The 23,735-nt window shown below is 68.9% G+C and carries 24 protein-coding genes; 16 read left to right on the forward strand and 8 right to left on the reverse strand.

Translation table 11 applies throughout. The features are described from left to right. Positions 1-30: 30 nt before the first annotated feature. Together GV015_RS05100 and GV015_RS05105 are read right to left on the reverse strand one after the other, a co-directional pair. Entirely contained in the window at positions 31-708 is a 678-nt protein-coding gene (locus tag GV015_RS05100; protein ID WP_159877038.1) for a response regulator transcription factor, read from the reverse strand. Further along, positions 705-1,940 (reverse strand): sensor histidine kinase, encoded by a 1,236-nt coding sequence (locus tag GV015_RS05105; RefSeq protein WP_159877040.1) that lies wholly within the window; start codon positions 1,938-1,940, stop codon positions 705-707. Before GV015_RS05105 ends, GV015_RS05100 begins: the two co-directional genes overlap by 4 nt. Before the next feature lie 166 nt (positions 1,941-2,106). Here GV015_RS05105 and GV015_RS05110 point away from each other — a divergent pair, with 166 nt between their 5' ends. Together GV015_RS05110 and GV015_RS05115 are read left to right on the forward strand one after the other, a co-directional pair. Further along, a complete protein-coding gene (locus tag GV015_RS05110) occupies positions 2,107-2,814 on the forward strand; it encodes an ABC transporter ATP-binding protein (protein WP_085511157.1) in 708 nt (235 codons plus the stop codon). Next, complete coding sequence (locus GV015_RS05115) at positions 2,811-4,121, forward strand: ABC transporter permease (RefSeq protein ID WP_159877042.1); 1,311 nt, start codon at positions 2,811-2,813, stop codon at positions 4,119-4,121. Before GV015_RS05110 ends, GV015_RS05115 begins: the two co-directional genes overlap by 4 nt. 129 nt (positions 4,122-4,250) lie before the next feature. On the opposite strand, the gene GV015_RS05120 is transcribed toward GV015_RS05115, so the two are convergent. Then, positions 4,251-5,621 carry an FAD-dependent oxidoreductase gene (locus GV015_RS05120; RefSeq protein ID WP_159877044.1) on the reverse strand — a complete coding sequence of 457 codons (1,371 nt, stop codon included), beginning with the start codon at positions 5,619-5,621 and terminating at the stop codon, positions 4,251-4,253. A gap of 58 nt (positions 5,622-5,679) precedes the next feature. On the opposite strand from GV015_RS05120, the gene GV015_RS05125 reads away from it, so the two are divergent. The 3 genes from GV015_RS05125 (at position 5,680) to GV015_RS05135 (ending at position 8,841) form a co-directional block, all read left to right on the forward strand. Further along, on the forward strand, positions 5,680-6,276 hold the full coding sequence (locus tag GV015_RS05125; protein ID WP_159877046.1) for a hypothetical protein: 597 nt from the start codon (positions 5,680-5,682) through the stop codon (positions 6,274-6,276). A 406-nt stretch (positions 6,277-6,682) separates the two neighbouring features. Further along, positions 6,683-7,954, forward strand: coding sequence for an HNH endonuclease signature motif containing protein (locus GV015_RS05130; RefSeq protein WP_159877048.1), 1,272 nt, complete (start codon positions 6,683-6,685; stop codon positions 7,952-7,954). Positions 7,955-8,397: 443 nt separating this feature from the next. Then, a complete protein-coding gene (locus GV015_RS05135; RefSeq protein ID WP_236555333.1) occupies positions 8,398-8,841 on the forward strand; it encodes a BLUF domain-containing protein in 444 nt (147 codons plus the stop codon). Positions 8,842-8,872: 31 nt separating this feature from the next. Here GV015_RS05135 and GV015_RS05140 read toward each other — a convergent pair whose 3' ends face one another. Both GV015_RS05140 and GV015_RS05145 read right to left on the reverse strand, forming a co-directional pair. Further along, positions 8,873-9,586 carry an HAD family hydrolase gene (locus GV015_RS05140; protein WP_159877050.1) on the reverse strand — a complete coding sequence of 238 codons (714 nt, stop codon included), beginning with the start codon at positions 9,584-9,586 and terminating at the stop codon, positions 8,873-8,875. 89 nt (positions 9,587-9,675) lie between these two features. Next, positions 9,676-10,230 (reverse strand): hypothetical protein, encoded by a 555-nt coding sequence (locus tag GV015_RS05145; RefSeq protein ID WP_159877052.1) that lies wholly within the window; start codon positions 10,228-10,230, stop codon positions 9,676-9,678. A 99-nt stretch (positions 10,231-10,329) separates the two neighbouring features. Between GV015_RS05145 and GV015_RS05150 the strand changes: the two genes are divergently transcribed. The 6 genes from GV015_RS05150 (at position 10,330) to GV015_RS05175 (ending at position 16,567) form a co-directional block, all read left to right on the forward strand. Continuing rightward, positions 10,330-11,079, forward strand: coding sequence for an ABC transporter ATP-binding protein (locus tag GV015_RS05150; RefSeq protein WP_159877054.1), 750 nt, complete (start codon positions 10,330-10,332; stop codon positions 11,077-11,079). Continuing rightward, the gene (locus tag GV015_RS05155) at positions 11,079-11,903 is read left to right on the forward strand and encodes a hypothetical protein (protein ID WP_159877056.1); all 825 of its coding nucleotides are present in this window, start codon (positions 11,079-11,081) and stop codon (positions 11,901-11,903) included. The genes GV015_RS05150 and GV015_RS05155 overlap by 1 nt, the downstream gene beginning before the upstream one ends. Before the next feature lie 14 nt (positions 11,904-11,917). Continuing rightward, positions 11,918-13,150, forward strand: coding sequence for a serine hydrolase (locus GV015_RS05160; RefSeq protein ID WP_159877058.1), 1,233 nt, complete (start codon positions 11,918-11,920; stop codon positions 13,148-13,150). Between the two features lie 67 nt (positions 13,151-13,217). Then, positions 13,218-14,489, forward strand: a complete 1,272-nt coding sequence (locus GV015_RS05165; RefSeq protein WP_159877060.1) for a sensor histidine kinase — start codon at positions 13,218-13,220, stop codon at positions 14,487-14,489. Beyond that, a complete protein-coding gene (locus tag GV015_RS05170; protein ID WP_159877062.1) occupies positions 14,486-15,148 on the forward strand; it encodes a response regulator transcription factor in 663 nt (220 codons plus the stop codon). The genes GV015_RS05165 and GV015_RS05170 overlap by 4 nt, the downstream gene beginning before the upstream one ends. Before the next feature lie 978 nt (positions 15,149-16,126). Then, the gene (locus GV015_RS05175; protein ID WP_159877064.1) at positions 16,127-16,567 is read left to right on the forward strand and encodes a hypothetical protein; all 441 of its coding nucleotides are present in this window, start codon (positions 16,127-16,129) and stop codon (positions 16,565-16,567) included. 438 nt (positions 16,568-17,005) lie between these two features. On the opposite strand, the gene GV015_RS05180 is transcribed toward GV015_RS05175, so the two are convergent. Next, complete coding sequence (locus GV015_RS05180) at positions 17,006-17,734, reverse strand: potassium channel family protein (RefSeq protein ID WP_159877066.1); 729 nt, start codon at positions 17,732-17,734, stop codon at positions 17,006-17,008. 96 nt (positions 17,735-17,830) lie between these two features. On the opposite strand from GV015_RS05180, the gene GV015_RS05185 reads away from it, so the two are divergent. Next, the gene (locus tag GV015_RS05185) at positions 17,831-18,310 is read left to right on the forward strand and encodes an HIT family protein (RefSeq protein WP_159877068.1); all 480 of its coding nucleotides are present in this window, start codon (positions 17,831-17,833) and stop codon (positions 18,308-18,310) included. Positions 18,311-18,344: 34 nt separating this feature from the next. Here the strand turns inward: GV015_RS05185 and GV015_RS05190 are convergent, their stop codons facing one another. Next, positions 18,345-19,304 (reverse strand): YafY family protein, encoded by a 960-nt coding sequence (locus GV015_RS05190; RefSeq protein WP_159877070.1) that lies wholly within the window; start codon positions 19,302-19,304, stop codon positions 18,345-18,347. A gap of 92 nt (positions 19,305-19,396) precedes the next feature. Here GV015_RS05190 and GV015_RS05195 point away from each other — a divergent pair, with 92 nt between their 5' ends. From GV015_RS05195 to GV015_RS05210, 4 genes are all read left to right on the forward strand, one after another. Beyond that, on the forward strand, positions 19,397-19,762 hold the full coding sequence (locus GV015_RS05195) for a VOC family protein (protein ID WP_159877072.1): 366 nt from the start codon (positions 19,397-19,399) through the stop codon (positions 19,760-19,762). A 180-nt stretch (positions 19,763-19,942) separates the two neighbouring features. Beyond that, the gene (locus GV015_RS05200) at positions 19,943-20,986 is read left to right on the forward strand and encodes an ABC transporter substrate-binding protein (protein WP_201299356.1); all 1,044 of its coding nucleotides are present in this window, start codon (positions 19,943-19,945) and stop codon (positions 20,984-20,986) included. Beyond that, positions 20,959-22,074 (forward strand): iron chelate uptake ABC transporter family permease subunit, encoded by a 1,116-nt coding sequence (locus GV015_RS05205; RefSeq protein ID WP_371416537.1) that lies wholly within the window; start codon positions 20,959-20,961, stop codon positions 22,072-22,074. The genes GV015_RS05200 and GV015_RS05205 overlap by 28 nt, the downstream gene beginning before the upstream one ends. After that, complete coding sequence (locus GV015_RS05210; protein ID WP_159877074.1) at positions 22,071-22,856, forward strand: ABC transporter ATP-binding protein; 786 nt, start codon at positions 22,071-22,073, stop codon at positions 22,854-22,856. Before GV015_RS05205 ends, GV015_RS05210 begins: the two co-directional genes overlap by 4 nt. Here GV015_RS05210 and GV015_RS05215 read toward each other — a convergent pair. Next, positions 22,822-23,730, reverse strand: coding sequence for a PhzF family phenazine biosynthesis protein (locus tag GV015_RS05215; RefSeq protein WP_159877076.1), 909 nt, complete (start codon positions 23,728-23,730; stop codon positions 22,822-22,824). The two genes, GV015_RS05210 and GV015_RS05215, sit on opposite strands and share 35 nt — an antisense overlap. Between the last annotated feature and the right edge of the window lie 5 nt (positions 23,731-23,735).

Below are 23,735 nucleotides of genomic sequence, written 5' to 3' on the forward strand. Positions count from 1 at the left end.
CGGAGTTCCTCTGCTCCCTGAGCGACCGGTTCAGTCGTCGGTGCCCGGCCGCAGCAGGCCGCTCTCGTACGCGAGGATGACGAGCTGGGCGCGGTCATGGGCGGCGACCTTCGTCATGATGCGGTTCACATGGGTCTTCGAGGTGTGCGGTGAGATGACGAGGTCGTCGGCGATCTGCTGGTTGGAGCGTCCGCGGGCCACGAGGAGCAACACTTCCAGCTCCCGCTCGGTGAGGAGCGCCAGCTCGGTGGGGACCTGGCGCGGGCTCGTCGGTTCGTCCGCAGCGACGACGTACCTGGTGATGAGACTCCGGGTCGCCGCGGGGGACAGGAGTGCGTCTCCGGCGTGCACCGCGCGCACGGCGCGGACGATCTCCTCGGGCTCCGAGCCCTTGCCGATGAACCCGCTCGCACCGGCGCGCAGGGTCGCGATGAGGTTCTCGTCCTCCTCGAACGTGGTGAGGATGAGGACCCGGGTGTCCGCGAGCTCGGGGTCGGCGCAGATCGCCGAGGTTGCACCGATGCCGTCCAGCACGGGCATGCGGATGTCGATGAGCACGACGTCCGGTCGCAACTCGCGCGCGAGTGACACCGCCTGCGCGCCGTCCACGGCTTCGCCCACGACCTCGAGGTCGGCCTCGGAGGAGAGGATGTCGGCGACCGCCTGGCGGATGAGCGACTGGTCGTCGACGACGAGCACGGTGGTCATGCGGGGGACTCCTCGGGGTGTGGCGTGTCTCCGTGCATCGGTTCGCCGGTCGGGAGGCTCGCGGACAACCGCCAGCCGCCCGGGGTCGCGCCGACGTCGACGGCCCCGCGGACGGCGGCGACGCGCTCGCGGATGCCGAGGAGTCCGTGCCCGGTGGTCGGCGCCGCGTCGGCCTGCTCACGCGGGACGCCGGGGGCCGTCGGATTGCTCACGCTGACGACGATCCTTCCGTCGCCGCCCTCCACGAGCACGTGTGCACGACGCTCCGGACCGTGCTTCAGTGCGTTCGTCAGCCCCTCCTGGACGACGCGGTACGCGACCGTGTCCGTGGCGGTCGACAGCTCTGGTGCGTCGGGGTCGATCCGTGTCGTGATGTCGAGGCCTGCGGTGGTGAACTCGGCGATCAATGCGTCGAGTCGGTCGAGCCCCGGCTGCGGCAGCGTTCCACGGGAGGCCGCGCCAGCGTCGTCGCTGTCGCTGCGCAGGACCTCGAGCAGGTCACCGATCTCGCCGAGCACCGTCCGTGACGCCCGGCGGATCGAGACGAGCGCCTCCTTCGCCTTCTCCGGCCGCGACTCCAGGGAGCTCGACGCCACCCCGGCGTTCAGGCTGATCACCGAGATCTGATGGGCGACGGTGTCGTGGAGGTCGCGTGCGATCCGGAGACGCTCCTCGGTCACCCGACGCCTCGCCTCGGCCTCGCGGGTCTGTTCGGCCCGCTCCGCGCGTTCGGTGATCGCCAGGATGTACGCGCGGCGTGATCGCGTCCCGTCGCCGGCTGCGGCAGCGAACGCGATCATCACCGCGAACTGGACCGTCCGCGGATCGAAGCTGCCGATCGATGCCAGCAGGCTGAGGAGGGCGACGGCGACCATCGTCGCGACGGCCGTGATCAGGGTCGTCCGACGTGCAGAGCGCACGGCCACCCCGAACATCGCGATCGCGGCCGCGATCACGACACCGGGAGCGAGGGTCCCCGTGATCGCCGCCGCACCGTAACAGGCGATGACGGCAGCGAGCACCGGGATCGGCCAACGTCGGCGGAGCGGGAGCAGGAGCGCGGGCGCGACGACCAGGGCGACGACGAGCGGGCTGCCCGGCCGGAACTCCGCATTGGGGAACGGGATGAACGCCGAGGCGATGATGAGGACCGCGGCGACCACGTCGTGCACCCACGCCGGAGGTCTCCGACGCGGATCGCGCACCCGGTGATCCTGCGTCGCGGAGGTCATGGGCCCAGTCTGCCGGGAACCGGCGCCCGGCGACTCCTCCGCACGTGGCATTCCGCGGTACCACGGACGCGGTACACGGGTGTCCGCCGGTGGGGGACGCGTCGGACGGACGACGCCGCGAGTCTGGAGTGGAGCCGGAGCACCCGGCCCCAGACGAGGAGACACCATGCAGAGCACCACAGCGCCGCCGATCATCTCGGTCCGGGACGTCCGGCGTTCCTACGGTCGCGGTCAGAACCGGTTCGACGCGCTGAAGGGGGTGAGCTTCGACATCCACGCCGGCGAGAGCGTCGCGATCGTCGGGAAGAGCGGCTCCGGCAAGTCCACGCTCATGCACGTGCTCGCGCTCCTCGACGCACCGAGTTCCGGCACCGTCGAGCTCGAAGGGGTCGACACGAGCACCCTCCGCGGTCGCCGCCTCAACACGACCAGGAACAAGACCTTCGGGTTCGTGTTCCAGCAGTTCTTCCTCACCGCCAACGCGACGGTGCTCGAGAACGTCCTGCTCCCGATGAAGATCGCCGGCGTCCGCCGCGGTGACCGACGTCGCCGGGCGCTCGCCGCACTCGCGCAGCTCCAGCTCGAGGACAAGGCGCGGAACCGTGCGGTGAACCTCTCCGGCGGGCAGAAACAGCGGACGGTGATCGCCCGCGCGCTCGTCAACAACCCGCGGATCATCTTCGCCGACGAGCCGACCGGCAACCTCGACACGGCGACCGGCGCCGTCGTGGAGGACATCCTCTTCTCCCTCAATCGGGAGAGCGGCATCACCCTCATCGTCGTCACGCACGACGAGGAGCTGGCGGCACGCTGCGATCGGCGGATCCTCATCCGCGACGGACTGCTCGTCGAGGACGAGGCGGTGGCCGCATGAGAACCGTCGACCTCATCGGGACCGCCGTCGCGAACACGTTCCGGTCCAAGACCCGCACCATCCTGACCATCCTGGCGATCTTCGTCGGGGCGTTCACGCTCACGCTCACCAACGGGCTCGGCACGGGCATCAACGCCTACATCGACGACACGGTGTCGAGCGTCGGCGCGTCCGACACGATGACCGTCACCAAGACGTCCGAGACCGCAGGCGGGTTGGGTGCGGCGACGAGCGGGCCGAAGGAGTACGACCCGGACGCGGTCGCCGCCACCGGTGCCGGCGCGCCGGGATCGACCGTCGTCGCCCTGACACCGACCGACCTCGACGAGCTCGGCAGGATCGACGGCGTCCTCGACGTCCAGGCCGTGAAGTCGATCTCGACCGACTACATCGAGGCGGGCGGCGGCACGAAGTACGTCGTCGGTGTCGGTGGGCTCATCTCCGGGCAGAGCGTCACGCTGGTGGACGGTGCACAGCCCGACGACGACACCGACACGCTCCAGCTCGTGCTCCCCACGTCCTACGTGGAACCGCTCGGCTTCGGAAGCGACGCCGACGCGGTCGGGCAGACGGTCACGGTCGCGATCACGGATGCGCAGCGCACGCAGCACACCGTGGACGCGACCGTCGTCGGAGTCGCCGAGGAGAGTCTCGCTTCGCCCACCGGCGCCTCGATCGTGCCGAACGCCGCGCTCACCGACCTCCTCTACGAGACGCAGAACATCGGCGTCCCGTCCGACCAAGTCGACCGGTACGCGCAGGCGTCCATCCGGTTCAGCGCGGACGCCACCGACGAGCAGGTCACGGCGTTGAAGGACCGACTCGCCGACGCGGGCTACACCGGCACGACCGTCGCGGACCAGCTCGGCACCATCAAGACGGTGATCGACGGTATCGTCCTCGTCCTCAACGCCTTCGCGATCATCGCCCTCCTCGCGGCCAGCTTCGGAATCGTGAACACGCTGCTCATGTCCGTGCAGGAGCGCACCCGCGAGATCGGGCTGATGAAGGCCATGGGGATGGGGAGCGGGAAGGTCTTCGGGTTGTTCAGCCTCGAGGCCGCGTTCATCGGCTTCCTCGGCAGTGCGATCGGCGTCGGTATCGCGGTGCTCGCCGGCACCGGCATCAGTGCCGCGCTGTCCGGATCGCTCCTCGCCGACCTGCCGGGCCTCGACCTCATCGCGTTCGACCCGGTGTCGCTCGGGATCATCGTCCTGGTCGTCATGGTGATCGCGTTCCTCGCCGGCACCCTGCCCGCCGCCCGTGCCGCCAAGGCCGATCCGGTGGAGTCGCTCCGCTACGAGTGAGGTGCAGTGGTCGGGAATGCCGGGTGGCGGCTGTGGGGCGTGGCGGAAGCGACGCCCCACAGCCGCGCCGGCGCCAGGTTGAGGAGCAGCGCCGGCGCAGACGCTCAGGTCGCGTCTGCGGCGTCCACGTTACGACAAGCGGCCGTCCCGTCGTCGGAGGTTGAGGCTCCGCGCCCGCTTCTTCTCCGCTTCGCGCTTCGGGGTGGTGACGTGCTCGGGTCTGAGACCGATCCCGATGAACCTCGCCGCAAGCGGTCGGACGACGGGTCCGGCGAGCCGCATCAGCCGGATCACCGACCGCGGCGCGATGCGGTCGCCCGTGGTCGTGCGGGAGATCACCCGATGCCCCGCTCGCTGGATGCGCTGCATGATCCTCACCGGCCGCTCGCGTCGACGCTGGACGGCCGCGAGGACCCCGGACGGTGCGTCCCCTGCGGCGAGGTGGTCGGCGATCGCGTTGGACAGGGCGACCGCATCCTGGATCGCGTAGTTGACCCCGACGCCGAACATCGGTGACATCGCGTGCGCGGCGTCGCCGATGGCGATGAAGCCCGGGCGGTGCCAGCGGTCGAGGCGGTTGAGCTGGACTGAGAGGAGCTTGACCTGGTCCCAGTCGGTCAGGGTGTCGACCACCTGACGCAGGACGGGCGCGGCATCGACGATCCGGCGGCGGAGCGCCGGCAGGCCCTCGGCTCGGAGCAGCTCCGCGCCGCCCTTCCGGATGACCATGCCGGACTGGTACCGGTCACCCCGGTCGATCGTGAGCACCATGCCGCGCGGCGAGAGGTAGGCGAGGGTCGGGGGCGGCGGGTCGGCCGGCTTCGGCAGGCTGAACCACAGGACGTCGATCGGCACGCCGCTCTCGTCGGGGATGAGTCCGGCCGCGTCGCGGAGTGCCGAGGTGCGTCCGTCCGCCGCGACCGTGAGGGTGGCTCGGATCTCGATGTCGATGTCGGTGGAGGTGCTGGTCGCCGGGTCGGTTTCGGTCGCCGGGGTGTGGGCGGTCGTCGTGGTCGCGCGCAGGCCACGGACCTGGCCCTGCTCCACGATCAGGCCGGTCGCCTCCGTGCGGAGGCGGAGCTCGAAGTTCGGCAGTGCGGCCGCTTCCTCGGCGAGGAAGTTCAGGAAGTCCCACTGCGGCGCGAGGACGAGGAAGCGGTCGGGTGCTGGCAGGGTGCGGAAGTCGACCATGGTCATCCGCAGGCCGTCGATCACGGCGTCCATCGTCTGCAGTCGGTTGAGCGGCAGCCGCAGGAACCGCTCGCGCAGGCCGAGCTCGCCGAGCAGGGTGATGGTCGACGGGTGGATCGTGTCGCCGCGGAAGTCGCGGAAGAAGTCGGCGTGTTTCTCGAGCACGGTCACGCGGAGGCCGGACCGGGCGAGGAGGTAGCCGAGCACCATGCCGGCCGGGCCGCCACCCGCGATGACGCAGTCGCGGTCCGTGGTGTGGTCGGCAGTGTGGTCGCCGTGATCGCTGTCGGTGGGGGTCGTCGGTTTCATCGCGCTGCTCCCGTCGGTCTCTTCCGGACACTACTCCGGAACCCATATCGTCGACATCATGCGTGTGTTGCAGCGGGCGGGACTGCCGCTTCTCGTGTCCGGAACGATCGTGCTTGCGCTGTCGGCGTGCACTGGTGGCGGTGGGCCCGGTGGCGGCTCCGCCGGCAGTGCGTCGCCCGCTGCGTCGGTGCCGGCGGATTCCTCGAGCGGGGGCTCGGGAGACGGATCGTCCCTGCAGGTCGACTGCGCGGCGGTGGAAGCGGCCGTCGCGCCGTACATCGAGGGGCTCGTCGCGCGGGAGGACAACGGAGCGGACGAGTACGGGACCGTCTGTGGCTGGGAGGCACCGGAGGGGACGATCGATGCGGCGGACATCCGCTCGGTGGAGATCGTCGTCTCGCCCGAGTCGAGCGAGGCACTGTCGGCCGATGAGCTCGCCGCCGCCGGGCTCACGCCGATCCCGGATGCGACCATCGAGGCTGCTGGCGGGACCGCTTACAGTGCGACGGTCGAGACCGGTGTCGCCGCGGTGATCGTCACGACGGTGGTGCTGCCGGAGACGGAGATATCCGTCACCGGCGGGCAGTGGGCGGGCCATCCGTCGCTCGACGGACCGGCCGCGGTCGAGGTCGTGAAGGCGCTCATGGGCCGGTAAGCGGCCCGGGAGCTGCGGACCCCCTCCGATCCCTGAGCAACCCTCGCCGGTCCCTGAGAACCCTCGCCCGTCCCTGGCCAACCCTCGCCGGTCCGTGAGCAACCCACTCCGGTCCCTGAGCAACCCCCTCCGGTCCCTGAGTCTGTCGAAGGGCACTCGTAGGCACTTCGACAAGCTCAGTGACCGGAAGAGGTGCACCCGTATTCACTCCGGTCTCCGAGCAACCCCCTCCGGTCCCTGAGCGACCCTCGCCGGTCCCTGAGCCTGTCGAAGTGCCTGCGGGTGAACCCTGCGAATCCGGTATGCCTCCTCCGGTCCCTGAGCCTGCCGAAGGGCCCACGATCAACTTCCACAACCGCTTCGACTCAGCATCTGGAATGTCAGTGGTCCATGGTGGACTGAAGTCATGACCGAGACCACCACCTCCGCAGTTCGAGCTGGCGATGACTACGCCGCGCAGCTCGCGGAGTTCTCGGACGAGTACGCGGAGATCCAACGGCTGCGAGCGGCGCTCGACGCACGGGAGGCACGCTTGCTGGCTCGCTCCGCCGCATATGCCGACGCCCTCGCCGACTCGGTCGTCCCGGCGATCTACCCGCCGGCCGAGCGACTGGCCCTGTCGCGCCGCTCCACGTGCGCGGCCCTCGCGATGGCAACCCGCATGCCCGAGCGGACCGTGCAGCGGGCGACGAACGACGCCGAGCGCCTCGTGAACGACGCGCCCGCCGTGCTCGCGTCCCTCGAGGCCGGGCGCATCTCGGCCCGGCACGCGCAGACGATCATCGACCAACTCAGCGACGTGCCGACCGCAGGACGGGCGGCGTTCCTCGCTGAGGTACTACAGGTCGCGGAAGAGTCCACCAACGCGAACCTCCGCAGGCGAGCCCGCGTCCTGCGCGAACGTCTCCACCCCGAATCGATCACGGCCCGAGCGGTCCGCTCAGAGGCCGACCGCCGCGTCGAGTTTGAACCGGCCGCCGACGGCATGGCGTGGGTGCACCTCTTCACCACCGCACCGATCGCCCAGGGCATCATCGAGCGCGTCGAAGCAGCCGCCGCCGAATCGCGCCAGGCCGGGGACACCCGCACGTGCGCGCAGCTGCAGGCCGACGCCCTCGCGGCGCTCGCGCTCACCGGAGTGACCCCGGACGACCTGATGTCGAGCCCGGTGCTCCCGCACCCCATTGAGGTCCAGGGCCACATCAAGCCGACTGTGCAGATCACCGTGCCGGCGCTGAGCATGGTCGGCGTCAGCGACGCCCCGGCTACCCTCGACGGGTACGGCCCGATCGACCCGGAGACCGCCGCGCGCATCGCGGTGAACGCGCCCAGCTTCACCCGGATCCTCGTCCAGCCGGAAACCGGCGCGGTCCTCTCCGTCGGCCGGAATCAATACCGGGTCCCGGCCGACCTGCAACGCGCGGTGCGCCTCCGAGACGGCACCTGTCGGGCACCGGGCTGCGGGAGACGAGCCAGAGCCTGCGACCTCGATCATTCGGTCGCTTGGGAGGACGGCGGGACGACGGATGTCGGTAACCTCGCGTGTCTCTGCCGACATCATCACCGGATGAAGCATCTGCCCGGATGGAACCTCGACCACGGGCCCGGCGGGGTCCTCGAGTGGACGACACCCGACGGCAAACACCATCGAACGAAACCGGACCCCGCCCCATTCTGACTCCCGCCGGTCCCTGAGCCTGTCGAAGGGTTCCTCGTGGGCACTTCGACAGGCTCAGTGACCGGGAGGGGTGTGCCCGGAACCGGTTCGGTCCCTGAGCTTGTCGAAGGGCACTCGGGTTGCGCTGCCTCAGTGACCGGGGAGAGGTGTGCCCGGAACGTTGAGGCGTGCTCGTGCGCACTTCGACAAGCTCAGTGATCGGGAGAGGTGTGCCCGAAACCGGTTCGGTCCCTGAGCTTGTCGAAGGGCACTCGGGTTGCGCTGCCTCAGTGACCGGGGAGAGGTGTGCCCGGAACGTTGAGGCGTGCTCGTGTGCACTTCGACAAGCTCAGTGATCGGGAGGGGTGTGTCCGGAACGTTTCGGTCCCTGAGCTTGTCGAAGGGCAGGCAGCCCCGGCGTGCTTCCGGGACCACCTCCGCACCCCGCCGGGTAGGCTCCAAACGTGGGCACCGACGAAGACCAGATGCTGTCACTCGTGTACGCGAGCACGGCGACACAGCCGTTCACCGACGACGACCTCACCGCCCTGCTCGCCGTCTGCCGCGAGAACAACGCCCGCGCACAGCTCACCGGCATGCTCGTCTACCGTGACGGCCGGTTCCTCCAGGTCCTCGAGGGCCCCGAGGCCGCTGTCCGCAAACTGATGGTCACCCTCGCCGCCGATCCCCGTCACACCGGCATCCGCGTGATGTTCGAGGAGCCCATCCGAGAACGCCAGTTCGCCGCCTGGACCATGGGCTTCGAACGCGCCGACACCGGCTCCGCCGCAGACCTCGACGGCTACCGCGACACCTTCGACGACCTCGACCGCGACGACCCGACCGCCACCATGCGCGCCCTGCAGGAACTCGCCCGCTGGTTCCGCAGCCGCGCCACGCGGAGCTGAGCCACGCTCAAGCCCGCGCTCACACCCGCAGTCAGCCTGCGAGCTTGCCGATCGGGCTGTCGTCGAGGTTCGCGAGCAGCTCGGCGACGTCGCCGTAGACCGCGACAGCACCCGCGTCACGGAGCTCCTGCTCGCCGAACCCACCGCTGCGCACCCCGATGCACTCCACACCGGCCCGCGCAGCCGCCTCGATGTCCCAGACGGCATCGCCGACCATGACCGCTCGCGACGCCGGCACGCCCGCACGATCGAGGGCGACCTCGACGATGTCGGGCTCCGGCTTGGCGGTCTCCACGTCACCGGACGAGGTCGCCGCGAAGATCGCATCGTCGACGTCGAGCAGCTCCCGCAGGATCTCGAGCTCGTTCTCCGGAGCCGAGGTCGCCAGCACGACCGCGATCCCGCGGCCTGCCAACTCGCCGAGCAGCTCGCGCGCACCACCGATCACCCGCAGCCGGGAGGTGTTCTGGAGGTAGTACTCGCTGTGCAGCTCCTTCGCCCGCTCGCCGTACTGCTCGACCTCGTCGGACCCGTCGAGCAGCGATTCGAGCAACTCGCCGCCGTCCTTGCCGATCGAGCGATGGATCCGCCACGCGTCGACCGGCCTGCCGGCATCGGCGAACGCGCGATCCCAGGCGTCGACGTGCAGGTAGTTCGAGTCGACGAGCGTCCCGTCGATGTCGAAGAGCACCGCGATGCGGTCGTCGGAGTTCTCGGGGACGGTGGTGTCAGCTGGTTCGGACATGCGTCCAGTCAAGCCCGCGAGCCCGCGATTGTGAAGCGGTGGTCATTCGCCGCCGAACGTGCGAGCCCGCGGACGCGGCAGCGCGGCCGCTACTGGAACCGACTCGTGAGGATCACGGAGCTGGTCGCATCGTCGAGGAGCACCTGCGTCGAGCGGCCGTCCTGCGAGAAGGCGTCGTCGAGAGCGGACGAACGCACGAACGGTCCCGGCGGCAGTGCGTCGTCGAGTCCGGCGTCGAGGTCCGGGAGCTCCGCCTTCGCGTCCGAGCCCGCCTCACCGGGTGCGAGCGCGCGCAGTTCCGCGTACCCGGCCTCGTCCAGGACGACGACCGCATCGATCCAGTACGTGCTCGGGCCCGGAACCCGCTCGTCGCCCATGGTCCCCGACATCCAGGTCGCCGAGAGCGCGGTGGCGAGTTGCGGGAAGCGGTCGGTGAGCGGCCCGAGCTCGTGCCGGATCTCACCGGTGCCCGAGCGGGTGGCGGAGTCCGATGCCGATGCGGATGCCGCCGTCGTCCGGTCCGGCGACGGTGACGACGCGCAGCCGGCGAGCAGACCGGCGACCACGACGACCACCGTGGCCACGACGGTCGCGCGCGGCGCGAGACGGTGACGTCGATCATGCATCCGAGCAGTCGTGTCCATGCCAGCAGCCTAGAGGTCGTCGATCACTGTCCGTTCGGCCAGCCCGGGACTGTGCGGCAGGCGGGGGTGCCCGGAGCGGCTTGCGCCGAGGCTGGAGCCATGAACCTCTCCACCGCCCATCCCGTCGAGGCTCGCGGGCTCCGCAAGACCTTCCACGGTCGCCCGCGCGTCGATGACGTGTCCTTCACCGTCGCCCCTGGCCGGGTCGTCGGACTCCTCGGCCCCAACGGCGCCGGGAAGACCACCACCATCCGCCTGCTGCTGGGACTCGCCCGTCCCGACGCAGGGGACGGCCTCATCCTCGGCCGCCCGTACCGCGAGCTCGATCAGCCGGCGCGCACCGTCGGCGCCGTCCTCGACGCGGGCGGACTCCTCCCGGCTCGCACCGGGCGGCAGCACCTCCGCATCGCCGCCGCGCGGATCGGGGTCGACGCTGCCCGCATCGACGCGGTCCTCACCGAGGTCGGGATGGCACGCGACGCCGACCGCCCCGCCGGCGGGTACTCGCTCGGGATGCGTCAGCGCATCGCGATCGCCGCAGCTCTCCTCGGCGAGCCGGCCGTGCTCATCCTCGACGAGCCGTCGAACGGCCTGGACCCGGCAGGCATGCAGTGGCTGCGACTCCGGCTGCGTGCGTTCGCCGACGCGGGTGGGACGGTGCTGCTGTCGTCCCACCTCCTGTCCGATGTCCAGGACATCGCGGACGACGTGATCGTCATCACCGACGGTCGCGTGCTGGCGCAGTCGTCGATGGTCGACATCCTCGCCGCATCGGGCGGTGACCTCGAGGCGTACTACCTCCAGGTCACCGGAACGGCCCAGCTCACCGAGAACGGGCAGGTGCGCTGATGCTCCGCGCTGAACTCACCGGGCTCGTCACCACGACCGCGACGAAGGTCACCGCGGCGGTCGCCGTCGTGGGACTCATCGTCACGCAACTCGCCTTCGTCACCCTCATGCCCGCCCTCGCCGACGGCGACATCGGGCCGGGGCTCGACGCCCTCGGGAGCGACTTCCCCGTCCTGGACCTCGCCGCCCGTGCCGTCCAACTCGACGCGCTCAACCCGCTCGGCGCGTCGATGGGCAGCGGCTCCATCGGTGTCGCACTCCTGGCCATCACCCTGCTCGGTGTGCTCGCCGGCACGAGTGACGACCGGTACGGCGGCATCGTCGGCGCTGTCCTCGCCTCGCCGAAGCGGTTCCGCATCGTCGCAGCGAAGGCGGGCGCAGTCGCACTCGTCGGCGCCGCCCTCGGTGTCGTGCTCGCCCTCGTCAGCCTGGTCACGCTCGTGATCACCTTGGCAGCCACCGGGACGCCGTTCGTCCTCGGACTCCCGGACCTCGCAGCACGGTTCGGGCTCGGCGTCCTCGCCGTCACCGCCCTGTCGGTCATCGGCCTCGCGGTCGGACTCATCGTCCGCACCCAGCTCGCCGGCGTCCTGACGATGATCGGGATCCTCATCCTCGAACCGATCGCCGTCTCCTCGATCCAGCTGATCACCGGCGGCATCGTGCCGGTCTGGACCCAGTTCCTGCCCGTCGCCCTCGCCCAGGGCGTCATCCACGGCGGAACGGACGGGCTCGGACCGTCCGTCGTCATCCTCGCCCTCGTGGCCCTCACCGCCGCCCTCACTGCGGCCGCATCCGCTGCGCTCGCGCGCCGCGACATCTGAAAGGAATCACCCACATGAACGACCAGACCCAGACCCAGACCCACACTCAGACCAAGACGCAGCACCAGACCCGTCACCGCACGATCATCGCCGTCTCGGCCGCCGCCGCGCTGCTCGCCGGAACCGTCTCCCTGAGCGCCTGCTCCAGCGCCACGGAGCAGGCCGCCGGCTCCGGCTCCGCATCCGGGCCGCTGCAGGACCGGATGCAGTCGCTCGTCGACGCCGGCTACCCCGCGGCGCTCGCCTCGGTGATCGGACCGGACGGCGAGGCGATCGACGTCGCGGCCGGCATCGGCGACCTCGCGACAGATGAGCCGGCCCCGGTCGACGGCGAGGTGCGGATCGCGAGCAACACGAAGATGTTCGTCTCGACCGTCGTCCTGCAGCTCGTCCAGGAGGGGAAGGTCGCGCTCGACACCCCGATCGACACCTACCTCCCTGGGCTCATCACCGGCGACGGCATCGACGGCACCCACATCACGGTCCGTCAGCTGCTCCAGCACACGGCGGGACTCCCCGAGTACGCCGACCAGATCGCCGCCGACGCGTTCGCGGCACAGGAGCGCTACACCTCGCCCCGGGACATGCTCGACATCGCCCTCGCCAAGCCGGCCGTGTTCGCGCCGGGGGAGCGGTGGGCGTACAGCAACACGAACTATCTCGTGCTGGGGCTCATGGTCGAGAGCGTCACCGATCGGGCGCTCGCCCAGCAGATCGACGAGCGCATCGTCAAGCCGCTCGACCTCGAGCACACGTACTTCCCGGCGCCGGGCGAACGCGAGCTGCGCGGTGAACACCCGCACGGGTACCACGCGAAGACCGTCGGCGACCTCCTGGACATCACGGCCCTCGACACCTCGTTCGCCTGGTCCGCCGGTGCGCTCGTCTCGACGCCGCACGAGCTCAACGTCTTCATGAAGGCCCTGCTCGACGGTGAACTCCTGAACGAGGAGACCCTCGCCGAGATGCAGACCACGGTTCCGGCGGGTGACGAGCTGTGGCCGGGAGCGGGTTACGGGCTCGGCCTGCAGAGCTACCCGCTGAGCTGCGGCGGTGTGGCCTGGGGCCATGGCGGCGACATCCCCGGAACCCAGACGCGCAACGCGGTCGGTCCCGACGGCACGGCCGTCACCATCGCCGTCACCTCCCTGCCGTGGGCGGTCGTCTCGCCCGACGACAACGAGCGGTTGATGAAGCAGTACCGGATCGTCGTCGACGCCCTCGACGCGACCCTCTGCGAGCGATGATCACTTCCCACCGGACGCCGAGCGCCGGCCCCAACCGGGGTGGCGCTCGGCGTGGTTGACTCGACCCATGACCTCTCCCGCACGGCCCGCCCCGCTCGCGGTCCGTCTGCGCTCGGCGCTCCCGCCGGTCCTGGTCCTCGCCGGTGCGGTGGGGTACCTCGGGGTCGTCCCGTGGGTCGACGAGCTGCACGCCGTGCCGGGTCAGGTGTCGCCGTGGGCGCAAGCGGGGCTGGTCGTGCTCCAGGCCATCGCCCTGCTCTTCCGGCGTCGGCACCCTGTCGCGGTGTTCGGCGTGGCGGTCCTCCTCGACCTCCTGGTCCTCGGGTCCAGTGGTGGCGAACTCGGGATCGGCTCGTTCGGCGTGATCCTCGCCACCTACGCGCTCGCTCGTCGCGCGGAGCGGCGGACGGTCATCCGCGCGCTGGTGGCCGGTGCGGTCGCGACGACGGTGGTCGGCGGCATCGCGATGATCTTCGGGTCGTCCGAGGAGCCGCTCATCCTCGTGTTCGCGGCCGTTGCGCGAATCGTGTTGCAGTACGTGCTCCCGGCCGGTGTCGCCGAGTACGCCAGGGGTCGCGAGCGCCTGCTGTCGGCGATCGAGGACCAGGCACGCATGGCCGAGAACGAGCGTCGCATCAGCGTGCAGAACGACCTCCGCGCTGAGCGCACCGCCCTCGCGCGGGAGCTGCACGACATCGCCGGACATCACCTGTCAGGGATCATCGTCAGTGCGCAGGCGGCCAGCGCCCTGGTGGAGCGCGACCCGGAACGTGCTCGGGAGATGCTCCAGACGGTGCAGTCCGATGCCCGCACGACGCTCGTGGACCTGCGGCGGACGGTCGGCCTGCTGCGCAGCGACGATGCGGACGCCCAGGGAGGCGGAGACGGATCGACGCTCGGGCCGGCGACCATTCCGACGATCGCGGCGATCCCGGAACTCGTCGAGGCGGCGCGGTCGCGGGGGCAGCACGTCGCCTACACCGTGACCGGCGAGCCTCGTGTGCTGGGGCCGCTCGCGGAGACGGCCGCGTATCGGACCGTCCAGGAGTCGCTGGCGAACGCCGCCCGGCACGCGCCCGGAGCCGTCTGCCGCGTGGCGGTGCGGTTCGAGGTGGACGCGATCGAGCTCATCGTGACGAACGCGGCGTCGTCACAGCGGCCCGCTTCACCGGCGCGCGACGGGTACGGCCTCTGGGGCATGCGGGAGCGTGCCGAACTCATCGGAGCACGATTGACCGCGGCGCCGACGGACGACGGCGGTTGGTGCAACCGCCTCACCATTCCCGACGAGCACCGTCCCGACCAGCAGGGTCCCGACCAGCACCGGAGTGACGCATGATCCGCCTTCTCATCGCCGACGACCAGGCGGTCGTCCGCGCCGGCCTCTCGGTGATCCTCGGGGCCGAGCCCGACATCGAGGTCGTCGGTGAGGCGATCGACGGTGCCGACGCGGTGCGGTTGGCGAAGGAACTGCGTCCGGACCTGATCTGCATGGACATCCGGATGCCGGGCACGGACGGGATTGCGGCGACCCGCACGATAACGGCGGACCCGGACCTCGACGCCGACGTCCTCATCCTGACGACCTTCGACGTCGATGCGGACGTGTTCGCCGCGCTCGAGGCCGGTGCGGCCGGCTTCCTGCTGAAGGGCGCGGACGAGGCGACGCTGCTCGCGGCGATCCGTTCCGTTGCAGCAGGGGAGGGGACGCTCGACCAACGCCTCACCCGTCGTATCCTGCGTGAGTTCTCGGAGCGCAGGCGGGAGACGCCCGCGGCCACGATGGCACCGGCGGAGTCGCCGCTCACCGACCGCGAGTTCGAGGTGCTCGACCTCCTCGCGCAGGGACTCTCCAACGCGGAGATCGCCGACCGGCTCTTCGTCGAACCCACCACGGTGAAGTACCACCTCGCCGGTCTTTTGCAGAAGACGGGAGCGCGCGACCGCCTGCAGGCCGTGCTCTGGGGCATCCGCGCGGGGCTCGTCGACCCGCGCTAATCGGAGTGCAAACGAAATAATATGCATTATTGGCTCTTCTTCTACGTGTGTTTTTGAGCGCCACACGGCATGCGATGTTGGACGCGAAGGGACCGGATGGCTGTCGCTACCCAGCGGACGTGTCGTTACACGTGTTCCTTGCTGGAGCTCGTGGAGCGAAGAGCGGACGTGGGTGGGCCGACCTGGGCAGACTGCGCTGCCTGCGGGCTCGAAGCGCCGGAAGCCCTGGGGGCCATCGGGCACGCGGGGGACTGTCTCGTCGTGCTGATGCCCGGCTGATCTCGTCGCAAGGGTGGTCGTCGGGACGTGCTCGGGCGCCGCGCTCTATCGGTGGCGACACCGATCGTCTTGCTCCACAAGGTGCGTTGGCCGCACACGGACACCGGTCGACACATCGTGACGCCGCACGCGTCGACGTCGCCGATAGAGTGCGGTGACGGGTCGCGGACCGGTCTGAGCCTAGGGAGCGCCGATGTTGGTTCGTGTTGAGTGCTCTCCAACGACTGGCCAGGCTCCATGGCTGACCACTTGCTGTCCTGTGGAACGAGCAGGACATCACTGCAGGTTCATCCAAAAGCATAATATTGCCTTTATTGGCAAACTCTCAGGATATTGCTATCTTTCGCGCCAGGTCGCCGATCTTTGGGGCCGGTGTTGAATGATCGAGGAGGTTGAGCGGTTGCGAGAATGTGACTTGGGGACTAAGCCTAAAGTGTCCCCGCAGATGAATTTTGTAGTAATGACGAAAATCGGGATGGACTGATATGGGTTGGCAGAAGAAGCAAATTTTGCGAGACATCTTGATTGTTTCGGCTTCTGTGATTGTCTGCGTGGGGATATCGTTCCTTCTCGTCTCTAGCTGGCTTCCGGGGCTTCCGATAGGGGTGCTGCTGGGATTGGTGCTACAGCTGATCTTTAGGTACCGGTCGACGAAAAAGTCCCAGCGGTCAGAATAGTTCACACTCAAAGGAGAATGTTGTGTTCACAACTCTGAAAGGCAAGCTCGCGGGATTCGCGCTCGTTGCTGCTCTTGGCGTAGCTGCACCCGTCGCCGTGGCTTCATCTGCCTCGGCAGAAGACTGTGATCCTGGCGCCCGACACGACATCTGGGCGACTCCTGATGCCGCGTACGATGCTGTCACGCTCAACGCATGCTCGGCTCGAATCCTCTCCGATGAGTACGGGGCGAGCAGCGGCTACACGGGAGTCGTGGGGCTCATCACTTCATGGATTCCGGGGATCCCTGCGAAGACGGCCTCCGGACTCTTCGGCGTCAAGTCTGTCTCTGATTTCTTCGTCGGGAACGGGCTCGCTTCCTGCTCGAACAATTTCACGACGACTGTCAAGGTGACATTCGCAAATGGCTCGTTTGCCGGCTGTGAAGCTGGTTCTCTGGGCAATGGTGGCGGGATGCGGTAGATATCACCGGACTGGAAATGTTGTCTCTGCCGTAACTGAGCTTCTCAGAGGGGCGTCGTGGAATCTCCGCGGCGTCCCTCCAGCTTTGTTCAGGTCGCCCAGCGAGCGAGGCGTTGCGTTGCTCGAGGTAGCGGTCGATCGAGTTTCGACTGAACGAGCCGATGGGGCTCGGTCGTTGAGTTCGGGCCGAGCGTTCGGGTTCGTAGCAGCGATCTCGTGGAGACCTTTACGTACGGACAACTCGTCGAGCACCCGACGCAACCATGAAGTCATCGTCCGCGGCGAGCATGGCGAAGATCTCTTCTGGGGGGGGGCTCGCGAGATGTCAGGTTCCAGCGGACGCTGGGGTCTGGGTCGCGCGCTTGGCGGCGCCACTCTTCAAGTTGCTCTGGGTTAGTCATACTTCGCGCTCTCAGAAGGAACGTACTGGGTCTGCAATTACTTCGATGATGCGCCGTCCGGAAGTGTCTCGCCCACTTTCCCTTCCATGAGCTGCCGAAGCGACGCGATCTCGGTCGTGAGTGCTTCGATGTGCGCACTGGTGATCGCTTCGGATACGGCCTCCCTTTGCTCGACGCGTTCGACGATCCATGAGGCAAGGGTGGCAGTGACGACACCGATGAGGGCGATCCCGCCGATCATGACTCCGACGGCAACCAACTGTCCGGTGTACGTCACTGGGAAGTAGTCGCCGTAGCCGACGGTGGTGATGGTGACGAATGCCCACCAGAGGGCTTGGCCAAGTGTCTGGATCGAGCCGTCGCCGCCGCGTTCAGCATCGAGGACCGCAAGACCTGCGACGAACACCAGGAGCGTGGATGCGCCGGCGGCATAGATGATGACCCGTCCCCGGAAGGCGGCGCCGGCGGTCCGGTTCAGGATCGCCAGGAGCGTGACGAGCCGGAGCAGGCGCAACGGCCGGAGCATCGGGAGGACGACGATCGCGAGGTCGAGAAGGTGTGTGTAGAACCATCGCCATCGCGGTTTCGCGAGCACCAGGTTGACGACGTAGTCGGCCACGAAGACCACCCACGTCGCCGCGATGATGACCTCGGCGCTGCTTCCCCTGGGTTCGGCGATCACCTCGTAGGAGTACGCCGCGAGGAAGACGACCGCAGCGATCGCGAGGGGCCATTCAGTGAGCTTCTGCCAACGTGCCTGGGTCATGCGGCGAGCGTATCTGGAGGAGGAGCCCTCACCGGGACGGGTTGAGAGCGAGCGGTCTCCAGCGACGGCTGCAATCGGTCATTTACGGTGGGAGCCATGTGGTGGTCGGATGACGAATGGGAAGCGCTCACGGCGGCCGAGCAGTGCGGTATGTGCGCAGACGCACACGTACCGGCGAACGAGCACAGTGCCCTCATCGCGACAACCAGCACGAGTCACGTACGGCTCGCTCGAAATCAACACCACGCCGGATACAGCCTCGTGATCCTTCGAGAACATGTCGTCGACATGTCGGAACTCCCGCCAGAACAACTCGCGAGGTTTTGGGCAGATGTGCAGCGTGCGGCACGTGTCATCGATGGTGTCTTCCGATCGAAGAAGATCGACTACCTCGTCATGGGCCACCGGATGCCCCACCTGCACTGTCACCTGCTCCCTCAGCACGCGACCGACGACCCCCTCAGGAATGTGAACATCGCAGACGGCCCGACGTATCTTCCACCTGATGCGTTCGATGCCGCGATCGCCGCGCTCCAGCGAATGTGGGAGTCGTCGGAACCTCCACTCGGTAGATAGCCCTCGTTGACGTTTACGGCCGCTACGCGAACCGTCAGGCGGGCGGTGAGTTGTGTCGGTTGATGAGATCTGTCGCGAGTTCGACGATGCGTTGGCGGGCGCTTGCGGGGGCGAGCACTTCGATGTGATCGCCGAACTGCAGGAGCTGGCGCACGGATTCGACTTCGGAGTAGCTGACCGTGAACAGGTGCCACCCGTCTTCACCTGATCCGGTCGCTTTCAGACGGCTGCCCAAGATGCGTCGGGCGAGGTCGACGCGCGTTCCTCGCAACCTGACCGTCACCTCGACTTCCCCAGGGCCCTCGGAGCGGTGCTTCAGTTCGGCCCAGACCGATCGCAAGTCTTGATCAGGCCGTGTCGCCGCGGCCTCGAGGAGGGCTTCATAGTGTTCAAGCCGTTCGAGGTTGAAGAGCTTCGCCGTTCCATCGTCATCGGCCACGAGATACCACCGCCCGGACTTCGAAACGAGCCCATACGGGTCGACGTCCCGACTGGTCGCGTGCTCGGCACCGCTTCGGCGGTAGTGGATTCGCAGCCGTGGGCGAGAGCGCAACGTCAACGCCAGATCTGCGACGTCCGTGTCGCGGGTTTCGGCGGCGAGCCACCCTGAGTTGTCGACGATGACGAGTTCGGCAAGGTTCGTGTCCCCGGCTGCGTTCGCAGCACGGCGGGCCGCGATCTTCCGAATGGCCATGTCGTGAGCGGCGGTGATCCCCAGTTGTGCACGCTGCGCGCTGTCGAGGCCGGCGAGCGAGAGCGAGTCCATCTCGGCTGGTTCGAGATGGGACGCATTCAGGCGCGCGCCGGGGAGGAGGACGATGCCACCGTGTCTCCCTCGCTCGGCATAGACGGGTACGCCAGCCGCCGAGAGGGCTTCCACGTCGCGCAGGATCGTCCGCACCGACACCTCCAAGCGCTCCGCCAGCTCCACGCTCGTCACCCGTTGGCGGGTTTGGAGGACGAGAAGCAGGCTCAGCAGCCGGGCGGCTTTCATTGGACAAGTTTCTCGTAAAACCTGACAACAGGTGGCGTGATTGGGAGGTTGGCTTGTGTGACACCGCAAGCACCACTCGACAGGAGCCACCCATGCCCGCACCCAACCTCTTTCTGATCCAGGTCCAGGACGCTGAGGCTGCCACCGCGTTCTACAGCGACCTCTTCACGATCGAACCCGATTTCACCAGCCCGAGGTACGTCGCTTTCCCGGTTGCTCCCGGCGTGCTCTTCGCCCTCTGGACAGGACGCAACGAACACGCGGTGCCCAGCACCCCGCGCACGTTCGAGGTCGGGCTCATGGTTCCCGGTTCGGAGGCCGCCGTCGACCAGGTGTTCGAGGAGTGGAAGGCCAAGGGCGTCACCGTCGTGGAGGAGCCACACGATGACGTCTTCGGTCGAACGTTCGTGATTGCAGACCCCGACGGGAATCTCATTCGCGTCTCACCCGTGGACTGATGCTCGTGGCCCGCGCGGCTTGTGGGAGACAACCTCCACAGCGGCGCTGGCTGCCAGGCATGCCACGGGCTTGTCGAACCGAGCTGAGGGGCGACCGGGGGCAGCGCGGGGCCGATTCGCCTCCGATACTCAGGTAAGGCTATCCTTCCTAGGCCCCATCCCTCGAATGAAGGAGACGACGTGCACCAGCGCGCCGCCATCAGCCTCGTCCTCGCCGCGGCGCTCGCCGTCGGACTGTCCGCCTGCGGAGCGTCCGAAGCGGTCGAGCCCGAATCGACCGCCGCCGCGGGGCAGGGCGCGACCGACTACCCGCTCACGCTCGACAACTGCGGCACCGAGGTCACGATCGACGCCGCACCTCAACGGGTCGTCTCCCTCGACCAGAACTCGACCGAGATCCTGCTGTCCCTCGGGCTCCAAGACCGCATCGTCGGCACCGCCTCCTGGACAGACCCCGTCCTCGACTCACTCGCCGACGCGAACGCCGACGTCCCGCGCCTGGCCGACAACGCTCCCACCTACGAGGTCGTCCTCGGAGCCGACCCGGACTTCGTCACCGCCTCTTTCGGGCGCCACTACAACGAGGGCGGCGTCGCACCACGCGAGCGGTTCGCCGAGACCGGTGTCGCCAGCTACCTCTCGCCCACCGACTGCGACAACGGGACGAGCATCAACGGCGGCGGGACGCGCACGACGCCGCTCACCATCGACGCGCTCTACCAGGAGATCACCGAGATGGGAGAGGTCTTCGACGTCTCCGACCGTGCTGCCGCGCTCGTCGCCGACCTGCAGGCCCGTGCCGCGAAGGCGACCGAGGGTGTCGACTTCGACGGCACGACGGTCGCGTTCTGGTTCGCCGACACGAAGACCCCGTACGTCGGCGGCGGGCTCGGATCCGCCGCGCTGCTCGCCTCGACCACCGGGCTCGACAACGTCTTCGGTGAGCTCGAGGACGACTGGCCGGCCACCACGTGGGAAGACCTCGTCGACCGCGACCCGCAGGTCCTCGTCCTCGGCGACCTGCAGCGCGACCGGTTCCCCGGCGACCGCCTCGACGACAAGGTCGCGTTCCTGGAGTCCGACCCGCTCACGAAGACCATGGACGCGGTGCGCAACCAGCGGTACATCGCTCTCCACGGCGCCGAGCTGAACCCCTCCATCCGCTTCGTCGACGGCCTCGAGAAGATCAAGGCGTGGTGGGTCGAGCACGAGGACGAGCTCTGAACCCGGAGACGGTGACGAGTGGCGACACGGTGACGGCCAGCGACACGGCGCGGCGACCCGCCTCACGCGCACGCCTCGCGACGATCACCGGCCTGCTCGTCCTCGCCGGCGTGGTCCTCCTCCTCGTCTCGGTCGGCGTGGCGATCACACTCGGACCGGCGGACATCCTGCTCGTGAACGTGCGGGACATCGTCGCGAACCACCTCGGTGTCACCGACATCCCCGTGAAGCTGTCGAAGGACGCGATCGTGTGGGAGGAGCGCCTGCCGCGGGCCTTCGTCGCGGCAGCCTGCGGAGCCGGGCTCGGGCTCTGTGGCGTCATCATGCAGTCGCTCCTCCGCAACCCGCTGGCCGACCCGTTCATCCTCGGCATCTCCTCCGGTGCGTCGACCGGTGCGGTCGCGATCGGGATCCTCGGACTCGGCGGGGCATCGATCGGGCTCTCCGGCGGCGCGTTCATCGGCGCGCTCGTCGCCTTCGGACTCGTGCTCCTGCTCTCCCGCCTGTCGGGCGGTGGGGCCGACCGGGTCGTGCTGGCGGGCGTCGCCAGCACGCAACTCTTCTCCGCACTGACCTCGCTGATCATCTTCGCGTTCGCCGACTCGGACGAGACGCGCGGCGTGATGTTCTGGCTGCTCGGCTCGCTCGAGGGCGTGCGCTGGGACGACGTGGCACTCTGCGCAATCGTCGTCGTCGCCGGGTCGCTCCTGTGCCTGCGGTACGCCCATGCACTCGACGCGTTCGCCTTCGGTGAGGACGTCGCGGCGTCACTCGGCATCCACGTCGCGAGGACGCGGGCGATCCTGCTCATCGCGACGGCGCTCATCACGGCGACGCTGGTGAGCGTCGCGGGGGCGATCGGCTTCGTCGGGCTCGTCCTGCCCCACGCCGCCCGCTTGCTCGTCGGGCCCCGTCACGGTCGGCTCATCCCGGCCACAGCGATCATCGGTGCGATCTTCATGGTCTGGGTGGATGCCGGCTCGCGCGTCGCGTTCTCGCCGACACCGCTGCCCGTCGGCGTCGGGACAGCGCTCGTCGGGGTGCCGGTCTTCATCGCCCTGCTGGCGCGGAGGAGGACGCGGGTATGACACTCCACGCTGAGCACGTGTCCTGGAACCGCGGCGGTGCGCTCGTCGTCGACGGCGTGACGCTGCACCCCGAGCCGGGACAGACCGTCGGCCTCCTCGGGCCGAACGGGTCGGGCAAGTCATCGCTCCTGCGGGTGCTCCACGGACTCGTGAAGCCGACCGCGGGCCTCGTGACGCTCGACGGTGTCGACCTGGCGTCGGTCGGTCGACGGCGCATCGCGCGTTCGGTCGCCTCGGTGACGCAGCATGCCGACACCGACGTCGACATCACGGTGCGCGACATCGTGCGGCTCGGCCGGATCCCGCACCGCTCGGGACTCGGCGGTGACAGCGCAGCCGACGAGGCCGCCGTCGTCCGCGCGCTCGCCCACGTCGGCCTGCTCGACCAGGCCGGCCGCCTCTGGCACACCCTGTCCGGAGGCGAACGCCAGCGGGCACAGATCGCGCGGGCGCTCGCCCAGGAGCCACGTGAGCTCCTCCTCGACGAACCGACCAACCACCTCGACATCCGACACCAGTTGGAACTGCTCGACCTCGTCTGCGCGCTCCCGGTCACCACCGTGATCGCCATCCACGACCTCAACCTGGCCGCGATGTACTGCGACACGGTCGTCGTACTGCGCGCCGGTCGGGTGGTGGCTGCCGGGGCACCGGGCGAGGTGCTGACCGCGGCGCTGATCGCGGACGTCTACGGCGTGGCGGCCGAGGTGACGCTGGACGTCGAGCGCGGGTATCCGGTGGTCACGTTCACGAGATCGGCTGGGCCGTCCCCGTCACGGTGATGCCGCCGGTGGCCGGGACGTCGACCGTCAGCAGACTGGGGGCGCCGACGTGGTGGCCCTGCCGGACGAGGATCCGAGCCGGAGGAATGAGGAGACCGAGCACCCGCAGGTAGCCCCCGAGGGAGGCGGCTGCGGAGCCGGTCGCCGGATCCTCGGTGATGTCGCCGACGGGGAAGAGGTTGCGGGCCTCGACGAGCAGGTGGCCGGCGTCGTCGATCCCGTGGTCGTGCACGACCGTCACCGTCCCGGCCCAGCCCTGCACGTCCATCAGCGCGCGCAGCGCGGTCGGGTCGAAGGTGAAGCCGTCGAAGACCTGCTGCTCGCGGATCGCGACGACCGGGTGCCGGTTGCCGGCGAACGACTCGCGGAGCGGCCACCGCTCGTCGAGGTCGGAACGCTCGAGCCCGAGCAGCGACAGCAGGCGATCGGCGACCTCGGCGTCGAGACCGCGCACGGTGGGTTCGACGCTGGTGAACGACGCGGTGATCGATCCGGTGCCGCCGTTCGTGTCGCCGTTCGTGTCGGCGTCGGATGCGGTCTCGACGACGAGGGGTCCGACGTTCGTCTCCAGCGTGAAGCGTCCGACGCCACGGCGCTCAGCCAGGGCGACGGCGGTGGCGATGGTCGCGTGCCCACAGAACGGCACCTCGGCACCGGGGGAGAAGTAGCGCATGCGCACGTGGCGGTCGTCGCCGTCGACACCCGGGTCGACGACGAACGCCGTCTCCGGATACGCGACCTCGGTGGCGATCGCCTGCATCTCGGCGTCCGACAGTGCCGAGGCGTCGAGCACGACACCTGCGGGATTACCGCCGCCGGGTTCGGCGGCGAAGGCCGTGAGGCGGAGGAGCTCGGGAGGTCGCGTGGTCGACATCCGAC

Source organism: Plantibacter sp. T3, assembly GCF_902506515.1.
Taxonomy (GTDB): domain Bacteria; phylum Actinomycetota; class Actinomycetes; order Actinomycetales; family Microbacteriaceae; genus Plantibacter; species Plantibacter auratus.